The organism is Polaromonas sp. P1_E3 (assembly GCF_056405935.1).
Genome location: NZ_JBFUBD010000672.1, coordinates 1 through 1,031 on the forward strand (window position 1 = coordinate 1; position 1,031 = coordinate 1,031).

The 1,031-nt window shown below is 62.1% G+C and carries 1 protein-coding gene; it reads right to left on the bottom strand.

Annotated elements, in window-relative coordinates:
- On the bottom strand, positions 1-979 hold a 979-nt coding region (locus AC1D0Z_RS22680; protein WP_477660389.1), incomplete at its 3' end, for a class II fumarate hydratase.
- Positions 980-1,031 lie beyond the last annotated feature (52 nt).

Below are 1,031 nucleotides of genomic sequence, written 5' to 3' on the forward strand. Positions count from 1 at the left end.
TGCCCGGCATGATGGACGAGCCTGGCTCGTTTTCGGGAATGCTGAGTTCACCGATGCCGCTTCGCGGGCCACTGGCCAGCCAGCGCATATCGTTGGCAATCTTCATCATGCTGGCGGCCAGGGTCTTGAGCGCGCCGTGGGCATGCACAAGGCCATCCACTGAAGCCATCGCTTCAAACTTGTTGGGCGCCGTGACAAAGGGCAGGCCGGTGAGCGTCGCCAATTCGGCCGCCACCTGCTCCGCATACCCCTTGGGTGCGTTCAAGCCGGTGCCGACAGCGGTGCCGCCCAGCGCCAATTCATACAGGTGCGGCAAGGCGGCGCGCACGTGCTTTTCACCGTGGTCCAGCTGCGCGACATAGCCCGAAAATTCCTGGCCCAGGGTAAGCGGCGTCGCATCCTGCAARTGGGTGCGGCCGATCTTGACAATGTCGTCGAAGTCTCTGGATTTCTGCGACAGCGTGGCCCGCAATTTCGCAATCGCCGGCAGCAGCTTGTTTGTCATCGCGTCCACCGCAGCCACGTGCATGGCGGTCGGGAACACATCGTTGGACGACTGGCTGCGGTTGACGTCGTCGTTGGGATGCACCAGCCGGCCTTCGCCGCGCTCGCCGCCCAGGATTTCACTGGCGCGGTTGGCCAGCACCTCATTGACATTCATATTGGTCTGCGTGCCCGAGCCCGTCTGCCACACCACCAGGGGAAACTCATCGGCATGTCCGCCCGCAATCACTTCGTCGGCGGCCGCCACGATGGCTTGGGTTTTCTTCTCATCCTGCAGGCCCAGCGCATGATTGACTTTGGCCGAGGAGCGCTTGACCTGCGCCAGCGCCTTGATGATCTCGCGCGGCTGCTGCTCGCCCGAAATGTCGAAATTCTGCAGCGAACGCTGGGTTTGCGCGCCCCAGAGTTTGCCGGCCGGCACTTCAATCGGGCCGAAAGTGTCGCGCTCGGTTCGCGTGGTAATGCTTGTCGTCATGATCGTCCTGCGCTGTCAAAAAATAAGGCGTTTGAAGGAGCAGTATGACCGC